A 10,203-nucleotide genomic window follows, 5' to 3' on the forward strand; every position below is an offset into this window, starting at 1 on the left:
AGAGGGGACTTGCCTAATTCCCCTCTTGGGAGGGGATTAAGGGGTGGGTTTGTTTGTTAACTAAAAATATTGAAATTCCTATACTTGTACATAGCGCAGCAAAGCTGTGACCAAAATGTAGAGGATTTAACCACGAAGAACCTAGTACATCGTTTCGTTAAAATGTGTACATTGATACCGTCATTGCGAGCGACAGCGAAACAATCTTAAGTCTTTTGGAAACAAGAGATTGCTTCGTCGCTCCACTCCTCGCAATGATATTTTTTTACGTACACATTTTAACGAAACGATGTACTAGTGCGGCACAAAGAAAAACTTACAAAAAAAGAAGTTTTTACAAGGTAATACTCTAAGGAGATGTTTTGGGCGTAAAATATTTGAGATTTATACTATTATTGGTCTTTTTTTCTGCCGCATATCGATATCCCTGTGGGTTGTCTGAAGAAATAGATGTTGATAATTATGAAATGAAGGGGCTTTCTGCCGCATCAGAATTTAATATTATGGATGAGCTTTCGTTGTTATATAACGATATTCATATTGGGCCTGTCGGTATAAAGCCCTCATATCAGGTAAATGAAATATATGATGACAATGTATATGATGCGGCAGAGGAAGAGGTTTCTGATCTTTATACCTTGCATCGGCCATCATTATTGATTGCAGCACCTTTTTCAGATTACTTGCTTTCACATTTCAAATATGATGTCGAGATTTATGATTACGAGCATGAACAGGAAAGGGATCGCGTGAATCAATCGTGGGAAGGCTCGCTTGGATTTTATTTCGCAAATGATTTTTCGTTTATTCTCAGTGACCGGTTTAGAAAACATGTGATTCCGCCTGGTGTTCAAAGAAGGTCCTTCGGCGATATTGATGACCTGGACATCCCTTTTGAAGATCAGGGGCCGAATGTTTTCGTTGGGAGAAGAGACCTTACCACAAATATTGCTTCCTTTGAAATGGATTTTCCTGATTTCTTTCCTAACGTTGATTTTCTGATACGTTATAATAACCAGGATGTGAGTTATCAAAAAGACGAATTTAAGAGTGACGACTATAATCTTGATACTCTGGGCGCAATCATAGAATATAATTATCCTTTCTTGCCTATTAAGGTGTCTTCGGGGTTCGTTTACTCCATTCAACAATATGATGCTGATACCTCTAAGAACAACGATAATTATAAAAACGACATACCGTTAAACATTTCCTGGACGATTAATCAGAAAAATGAAATATATTTAAATACGAACTACAGAACTTCAAAATATAAAAAGCATAGTAACATAGAAAATTTTGAAGGATGGGATGTTGTGCTGGGAGATCGCTATCTCATTAATCCCGTTTCATCGATTGAAATTTATGGTGAGAGGAGTCTGAAAGAACAACGGCAGGCAAATAATAATTCTTATTTTTACACAAAAGTCGGTATAAAATATATTAACCAACATGACCGTATTGATGGATACCTTGATGTGTATTATTGGAACATGAGATTTGCAGAATCGACTGGTACGTCGGGTGTGGTTGAAGATGTTGACAGTTTTCATGTGCATTTAAATGTTAAATATCGCCCTCAAAAATGGTGGTTTGCAGAGTTTGATTATTCATATGCGAACAGAGATAATACTTTTGATTCCGGCGATTTATTGAAAAATGCGGTATCTCTTGGCCTGGGATTGACCTTTTAGTTTTTATGAAGTGAGATTTTTGTAAAAATACAACCAGCAGTATCATTCCCGATGCTTAATTGAGACATCTAAAATACATACCTTTTATCCATTCCACAAAAGTAACGGTCACAGAAAACAGCCACCTCCGCCATCCAAGCCCTTTCCACCAATAATCCTCCTATTTATACGCAAATATTGCGTCCCAATACAATGAAAAAGGTGACTTCATTTTTCACATTTTCTCTTTGCCTGTATAATCCCTCAAATCACAATGCTTTCGAGCTGTGTTTGATTTTCTGCAAATTTTGCAAAAAAAACAAATATACAATGGTTTATCCTTTCGTTGTTTGACAGGTTTACCATAATCTGAAAAAAATATTATTCCTAAAGTATTGTTAGGCAATTAATTACAATAAATCTGAAATTATTAGATCATATTGGCATATCAATTGATTATTTCAACAACGTGCAGACCCTTGCCAAGCGCATGGAGTTTAATAAACAGCTTTTTTGTGAGCTAATCCCAATAACATTATTTATAAGGAAACAATACATGTTTAAAGCAGGAATAACATTATTTGCATTAATAGTGTGTGTAATAATGAATAATAGTTTTATTTCATCGGCCTTTGCCGCGAGTCCTCCAGTGCCAGCTTTTGGCACGGCGACGGTAGATGGTGATGAAAGTGAATGGAATCTGGCAGAAGATGGGAGCGGCGATTTTTTTGCCAATATGTGGAGAGCGGGTAGATCTGATAAGAAAAATCCTTCCATCGATGCAAAGCTTTATCTTCGTTATGATTGTACAAATGAAATTCTGTATGCTTTGGTATTAGGTGTGACTGGGAAAGTGTTGGCATCGCCGGATGACAATTTTATAAAGTCAGGGAAATCCACCAAACTTGTTGATGGTGATGATAACAATGATGGCACACCACCGGATTTTGCGTGGATAGGACTTAACAGCGGAAAAGCTGAGGGATGGGAAGCTGCAGTGTCTCTTTCAGAAGGTACATATGACAATTTAAATATACATGCTCAGGTATCTGTAAACGGCAAAAAACAAACTGCCGCAGTTGATGACAGTGCGATAGATTTGGAGGTTCTTTGTGAAACTACCGCAGTAGAGCTTACCTCTTTTACGGCTACCGCATTTGAAGAAGAAATCATGCTGGAATGGGAAACTGTCACTGAAATATACAACGCAGGCTTCAACATTCACCGCGCAAAGCAGAGGGGAGGTCCGTACACCAGAATTAATGATGAATTAATCGAAGCATCTGGCGATGCGGTCTATGGTGCAAGCTACAGCTATTTAGACATCCTTGATCGCAGTGGCAGATACTTTTACACATTGGAAGATATTGATACAAATGGCAAGAGCACCATGCATGGGCCAATTAAGGTGCGGGTAATAGTGTCGGAGTAAAACGTGGAAAACATTGTAAGGAATAGTTTTTTTCCAGAGAGAGCGCTATCTCTTCTGGGAAGTGTAGAAGTTAAGATACCATTAAATCATGAACATCAGACACATTTTTGAAAGGAGGTTGCACATGAATGTACAAAATGGACCCGTGTTGACGTATGAGCCGCCAAAGATTGAAACTTATACAGATGAAGAACTGCTTGAGAAATTAGGCGCTGCCCATACTGGTTATGTAAATGGCTGCAATATTCTTGGATAGCATAGTAGGTGGATATGGCATCCTGGTAACTGCCCATACCGGTTACATAAATGGTTATACTCAAGAAGCGCATAACAGGTGGATAGGGCATCCTGGTAACTGCCCATGCCGGTTACATGAATGGTTATACTCAAGAAGCTCATAAAATGTGAATTTTAAATTGATATCTGAGTGGCACGGACAAACTTTGTTTGTCCGTGTTGAACTTGTACGACATTTTCTATAAACCCCGTTAGAAAATCCGGAAGAGGCATTGTTCTCACGAACGAGGCTTTCCTTCTCACGGGTGGGGTAGGGAAATCACAAATTGTGAGCATCTTGAGTATACAATATTTTTGCATCAATTTCGTCTTTTGAAAAATTAAAAACACTCGTTTCCATGCCGGAGTTTGAGAACAAGAGCAATTGCATAAACTGTCCCCCGCTGGCGGGGGTGTAGGGGGTGGAATTGAGGAGCGGGTATGCTGAATGACTGCTGAACTGCATGATTTTGCTTTTATGGTTTTTCAAGACTCTAAAATGTTACCTTTTTTTTAATATATAAATACCCCATGGGATTATTACAAAAACCGTATCTTCTTAACAAAGTAACGCTCTATTTCTTTGATTTGGTGGTAACAATCAAATCTGATTCCCTTGAATTTGTTGACCTTTTTACAAAGATGTATAGTCGGTTTCTGAAGAATGAATTTCCCTCTCTTCCTGCATCGCAGATAGAATTCTCTTTAATTACATATCCTGGTAACATTTTTGGCAAGCCGGTATTAATGTGCAATGATGAGATATGGCCGCTTAATGATCCTAAATTATTAGACGGATTTGCTTATGAATGCATACTCATGTCAATTATTACCCGCATAAAAAGCCATTTTTTAATACATGCCGGTGTAGTTTCCTTCGATAACCACGGCGTGCTTATCGTGGCAGATGGCGGGTATGGCAAGACTACCTTAGTACTAACACTTCTGAAGAGAGGGTTTAAATTTCTTTCTGATGAAATGGCTGCCCTGGGGAGACACGACCATTTAGTGTACCCGTTTCCCCGAAGCCTGCGGGTTCGAAAGGATACGTTATCATTGGTTGGATTTCCGGACAATGCTATCGGCGGAGAGGAATGGCTGGATAAACTGCTTTTGGATATCGATCAAATACTGCCGGGCAGTTCTGGCACGAAAGTGCCCGTTGAGTATATTTTCTTTTTGCAGAATGAGAAGGGAATTACTAAAAACAACGAACAGGACTTAACCATTCTAGTTGATCAAATGAATGATGAAGTGTTGCGTCTCATAGAAAACATTGCCGGGGTACGGAATATGTACGTTGATGTAAATGGTAGTTTTCCGGCACTCAGACTACGTGCGGACAAGGCAAATAAAATTCTTTCTAAAATAGAGACAATATGCGCCATGCACAAAATACTTGTGCTAGACGTCCTCAAGGGAACAGAAGGACACGCTTCGTTCAACGGCAATGCAAGACTTCTTCCCATACCCGTTAGCCAGGCAGCTCTTGCGCTTCTGGGGAATTACCAGGGCAGTTATAAATCAAAAATATTGCTGGACGAATTTAAAGGCAGTTCGATTCGATTGTTCATGGAATTATCAAATATTATCGCAAAAGCACGATGCTACCACTTAACTGCCGGTCGCTTACAAGATATGGCGGATATAGTATGCGCCGAAGTGTGTACATAGTCCTTGAGGGGGAGAAAGATGATAAGAAGATGGATAGTAAAAATATTTTTCGTACGCCGCAACCGTTCTTATTATTCACTGTGCATGGTCATTGCACCTCTAGTCGCCATACTATCCTTCCTGATGCTGTGGTATACAGGATTGTGCAACGCCTCTGTTACATTATTGCCATCAGACAGCCGGTCAATTGAACTTGAATTTACTATAGACGGCTTTCATACCGAAACATTACAACATGAGGGAAAAACATATCAGCGTATTTGTATACAAGACACCATACAAAGCGCCATGCCTGGGGAACCACAATTGCCACAGTGCGGAACAATGGTTGGTTTGCCGGTCATTCATGGCGTCTCTCTTGATATTTTAGATGCACAATACGAAACCTTGCAGGGATACAATATATATCCTGCCCCTAAATCCGGGATAGAAGGGGAAAACCAGGATACATTCCCCTCCGGCAGTATAAAGCAGACGTTCTTTGAAAATCAGCATATATATACCTCTAACGCCTTCTTTCCAGACACACCGGTAAAAATGGGCAATAAAGGATACCTGCGCGATCAACCGGTCGCACAAGTACATTTCACGCCTGTTCAGTTCAATCCCGTCACTGGCGAGGTACGCATTTACCGAAAGATTGTCGCCCGTGTTTCATGGAAAGAGGGTCACCTTTCTCCTGAAAAAAAAACTTCAATGGCAAGTCCTTTTTTTGAAAATCTTCTTAAAAAGAAAATCATAAATTACCACAATATAAAACGCCCTGTGATTGCGGAGAATTCATACCGTACCCCCGTTCAAAGAAAAATGGACAGTTCCGGCGCTGAGGTTTCCCCCAGGCTTAAAATAACCGTGAAAGAAGAAGGCATGTATACATTAACTTACAATGATCTTATCGATGCCGGATTTGATGTGGACGCAATAGATCCCCGCACTTTGACTATGACAAATAAGGGAGAGGACGTTGCCATATTTATTGAAGGTGAAGAGGATGGTGTATTTAATACTTCGGATACTATCGTTTTTTATGGCGAAGAATATACCGATATCTATACCGATAAAAATGTTTACTGGCTAACCGCCGGCGCTGCCAGTGGCGTCCGTATGAATACCCACGACGGCGCCACTTCGGGCAACGCTATTGTTCCTGATTACTTTCCAGCAACGATCCATGTTGAAGAAAATACATATTACTGGCAAACAATGCCGGAGGGTGAAGGACAGGATCATTATTTCTGGGGCGGCAAACTGACTGCACCGCAAACAAAAGAGCTTACCCTGAATATAAAAAATATCCTTTCGGGTCCAGAGACCGCTGCTATACGGGTGCAATTAAAGGGATATACGGACGTCAGCAAGAGTGACCCGGATCACCATACAAAGATATATATAAATGATAAAGAGATAGACGATCAATACTGGAATGGGCAAATAGTCTTCGATCATGAAGCAACCGTATCCCATGAGTATTTAAACAATGGGGAAAATACCATTACGGTAGAAACAGTGGGTGATACAGGGGCTTCGGTTGATCAATTGCTGATCAACTGGGCAGAGATAGACTACCTTGATACGTATGTTGCAGAAAATGATGAGCTATTTTTCCGTGCGCCTTCTGAAGGCGTCTATCAATTTGAAGTATCCTCCTTCACCGGCAGTGATATGGAGGCATTTGACATTACAGACCACAACGCAGTTGTGCGCGTAATTAACACAAATATTGTAAACGACAACAAAAGATATACATTACAATTCGAAGGGGTTGCCCAATCTGATACAAGATTTCTGGCATTGACATTAGCGCAATATAAAACTCCCTTTGCAATTGAAAAGGATGAAACATCATCATGGAAATCATCCGATAAGGGAGCGGACTATATTATTATCACGCATGAAGATTTTTATGATAATGCGCTTGCATTGGCCAGCCATCGCATCGATGATGGTTTAAGAGTGGTTACGGTGAAGGTTGGCGATATTTATGATGAATTTAATGACGGTATTTTTTCCCCGCAGGCAATACGGGATTTCCTGTCTTACACGTATAACAATTGGCAGGAACCCGCCCCTGCATACGTTGTATTAATAGGAGACGCGTATCAGGATTACAACGATAACTTAGCATCAGGCACGATAAATTACGTCCCTTCCCAGATTATAGAAACTGACGAATTGGGAGAGACGCCTTCGGATAACTGGTTTGTACTTGTAAGTGGCAATGATATCCTCCCTGACATGCATATCGGACGGCTCTGTGCGCAAACAATCGAACAGGCGGAAGATATTATTAATAAGGTAATACTCTATGACCAGCATCCGTCTGATGAAGATTGGGCAAAAAACGTCTTACTCGTAGCGGATGACGATCAATCTTCTTTTGAAAGTCTTTCGGAAGAAATCATCGAATTATTACCTGATAACTATACCGCAAAAAGGGTTTATGTAGGCGATTATACTGCAAGCGATGATATAGCATCTAACATAACCCGGAATATAAATGACGGTTGTTTTATGGTGAATTACACGGGACACGGGGCTGTAAATATGTGGGGACTGAATGAAAGCACATCTATTTATACCACAGATGACATTGCGTTGCTGGACAATTGGTATAAACTGCCTGTTGTCACGGTTGCAAACTGCCTTAACGGATTTTTTACGGGGAAAAGCACACAGGTTTCAGTTGCTGAAGAATTTCAGAGATTACAGGATAAAGGGGCAATCGCCGTATGGGCGGCAACCGCCCTGAGCTATACATCGGGACACAGATTACTTATGCTTTCTTTTTATGAATCGGTCTTTACCGGTTCTTCATATGGTTTAGGCGAGATCAGCACAGAAGCAAAACTGGATGCTTACTCCCAGAGTAGTTATTGGAGTGAATTGGTAGAGACTTTTGTGTTGTTTGGGGATCCAGCAACACGGTTGCATGTTGTTGCTGACGACGGAATACCCGTTACGCCTACTCCTTTACCACAGGAATGTACAATAAGTGCTATTGAAGCAGAACCTAAAAAATTAGTGCTTAAGAAAGGAGAAGAAGGGGAAGTCCTCATAACAATAACATGCGAAACCAATGGCAATACGGAGGGTTTTGAGATAAAGGCAAACATAAAAAAGGGAAAGAAAATTGCAAAAATTGCAAACAAAACTGCTGTAACTGATGTAAATGGACAAGCATCTTTTATTATTACCGCAAAGAAAAAGGGAAAGGCGGTTGTGGTATTCAGTGTGAATAATATTACCGAAAAAATAAGGGTAAAAATAAAGTAATAAATGTAGAGACGCATTGCATGCGTCCGGAAACTGCTGCGCATAAAGAAAATGTTGACACCACAGAGAGACGCATGCAATGCACCTCTACAAAAATCAGGAACAGCATAAAACGTGGGGCCCAGGTTGCAAACCAATGTCATTAAGTTAAGCGACCGGCCGCAAAAGTCCCCCTTAATAAAGGGGGATACAGGCTTGAGGTCATTAGTCAACTGCCGACTGCCGACTGTAGATTGCCGACGGCAGAAGGGACCATTAGATATGTTGCCAAAAAAATGCAAAGAAATTCCTGATAAGGTTCCAGTATGATGCAAAAAGAAAATCATAACAATATTTCAGGTGAAGTGCTGCATGCTATCGTCAATGTATGGGATCAAACCAATGAAATGTTTACTATCCCCATTGTTGGCAGGAGTATGTATCCGCTCATAAGGGAAGGGGACAATGTCCTGGTTGAGTGTGGCTATTCACAGATACGGCGTGGCGATATTATTGCCTTCAGATCGGAGAACAAGCTTATTGTACACAGGGTATTAACTATCTCAGAAAAGGGTACGGGTTTTTCCTTCATTACAAAAGGAGACAATGTACCGCATGCTGATCCGGTAGTGAGTCATCGTGAAATAATAGGCAAGGTATCCGCAATTAAACGAGGGGAAAAGATGCTCTCTCTTGACACTTTCGCCGGCAGATCAACAGGATGGTTGATCGTAAGGAGTACCCCTGTTGTTCGCGTGTTGTGTGGATTTCAAAGAAACATATTCACAGGAAATAAACAGGATCGTAATAAAACAGTTGTGAATCGTGGCACACGTTTTCTCTTTTTACTGTTCCGTAAAGTGATATTTTTTTTTATGCATAGGGAAAGTGCCAGAAAATAAGAGCATTTTTATAAATCGACGCCTTATTTAATAGTGTAGGAATTTTCGTTTTTTTAATGCATGCTTGCGGACAAGTGTTTTTGTAACATATTTAATTGCAAGCGAATATTATAGACGCCACAAGTAGCGGCAAGGCGTGCCTTGCCGCTACTTGGGAATGAGCGTTTTGCTTTTTCAAAAAACTAAAGTATTATAACAGAGTATTTCCTTTATAATTCTTCCAACATGCCTTTTTCTGATAGGGCTGTCAGCGTATTTACTATATCGTTGCAAATGTTTGTATTGTCGGGTATTGAAAACGTTTCTCTTAATTGATGTTCCATATCCCCTATGGTATGCTCGCCATCACAAAGTTCCCATATAATTCTTGCCGTAGTATTGAGTACATGAATCGTTTTTTCATCAACATTACGAAGGACTACTTCTTTGCCAATATCCTGTATTATCACACCTTTCTGTTTCTTCTTTGGTTTTGAAAAATTCATTTTTCTGTCTTCACTTTAATCGGTGCGGTTATAAGAAATAAAATAATGGCGTAATTTTAATGCAAAACAATAGTTAATTCAAGTGCTTCCAAAAAATGGAAACAGTGAGGGGCAGAGGGGCAATGATCCGGATTAAAACTATGTCCCCCGCTGGCGGGAGCGTGGGGGGATCTGTTTTCTCCATCGATTCAACTACTCCCTTTATTACGAAAACAAATTTACACCTCTTTCCCATGCTCCGCAGACTGGGACAAATGGACAATTTTCGCAACTATTCAGCGTAATCTATTAAACTAGCGAACCACAACTCGTTCCCAAACCTTGTACTGAACATAGTGAAGTATCTGATTGGGTATGTAATGGCAATGGAAACTACATTCGTGGGTTCACTCATTAGAAGGCTTTTGTCAAGGACAAAATATCTCCGGTCGCAAAAATATCTACATTTTCACGTTTTGAATACCCCTCCAAGTACGGAATCGCTCTTACTGCTGTTTACGAAAATGACT

At 40.3% G+C, this 10,203-nt stretch carries 7 protein-coding genes; 6 read left to right on the forward strand and 1 reads right to left on the reverse strand.

Annotation, left to right across the window (positions count from 1 at the left end; translation table 11 throughout):
• Window positions 1-362 precede the first annotated feature (362 nt).
• From QZT26_RS14275 to QZT26_RS14300, 6 genes are all read left to right on the forward strand, one after another.
• Window positions 363-1,694: a hypothetical protein gene (locus QZT26_RS14275; RefSeq protein ID WP_295103086.1), complete on the forward strand. Its 1,332-nt coding sequence runs from the start codon at window positions 363-365 to the stop codon at window positions 1,692-1,694.
• A gap of 535 nt (window positions 1,695-2,229) precedes the next feature.
• A complete protein-coding gene (locus tag QZT26_RS14280; RefSeq protein WP_099324219.1) occupies window positions 2,230-3,105 on the forward strand; it encodes a hypothetical protein in 876 nt (291 codons plus the stop codon).
• A gap of 124 nt (window positions 3,106-3,229) precedes the next feature.
• Window positions 3,230-3,361: a hypothetical protein gene (locus QZT26_RS14285; protein ID WP_295103089.1), complete on the forward strand. Its 132-nt coding sequence runs from the start codon at window positions 3,230-3,232 to the stop codon at window positions 3,359-3,361.
• A 551-nt stretch (window positions 3,362-3,912) separates the two neighbouring features.
• Window positions 3,913-5,055 carry a hypothetical protein gene (locus tag QZT26_RS14290; RefSeq protein ID WP_295103091.1) on the forward strand — a complete coding sequence of 381 codons (1,143 nt, stop codon included), beginning with the start codon at window positions 3,913-3,915 and terminating at the stop codon, window positions 5,053-5,055.
• Window positions 5,056-5,073: 18 nt separating this feature from the next.
• Entirely contained in the window at window positions 5,074-8,328 is a 3,255-nt protein-coding gene (locus QZT26_RS14295) for a C25 family cysteine peptidase (protein ID WP_295103094.1), read from the forward strand.
• A gap of 305 nt (window positions 8,329-8,633) precedes the next feature.
• Window positions 8,634-9,209, forward strand: coding sequence for a signal peptidase I (locus tag QZT26_RS14300; RefSeq protein ID WP_295103096.1), 576 nt, complete (start codon window positions 8,634-8,636; stop codon window positions 9,207-9,209).
• A gap of 209 nt (window positions 9,210-9,418) precedes the next feature.
• Here QZT26_RS14300 and QZT26_RS14305 read toward each other — a convergent pair whose 3' ends face one another.
• On the reverse strand, window positions 9,419-9,694 hold the full coding sequence (locus QZT26_RS14305) for a PqqD family protein (RefSeq protein ID WP_295103099.1): 276 nt from the start codon (window positions 9,692-9,694) through the stop codon (window positions 9,419-9,421).
• Window positions 9,695-10,203: the final 509 nt, after the last annotated feature.

The sequence above is a fragment of the uncultured Candidatus Kuenenia sp. genome (genome assembly GCF_900696675.1).
In the GTDB taxonomy this organism is placed as follows: Bacteria; Planctomycetota; Brocadiia; order Brocadiales; family Brocadiaceae; genus Kuenenia; species Kuenenia stuttgartiensis_A.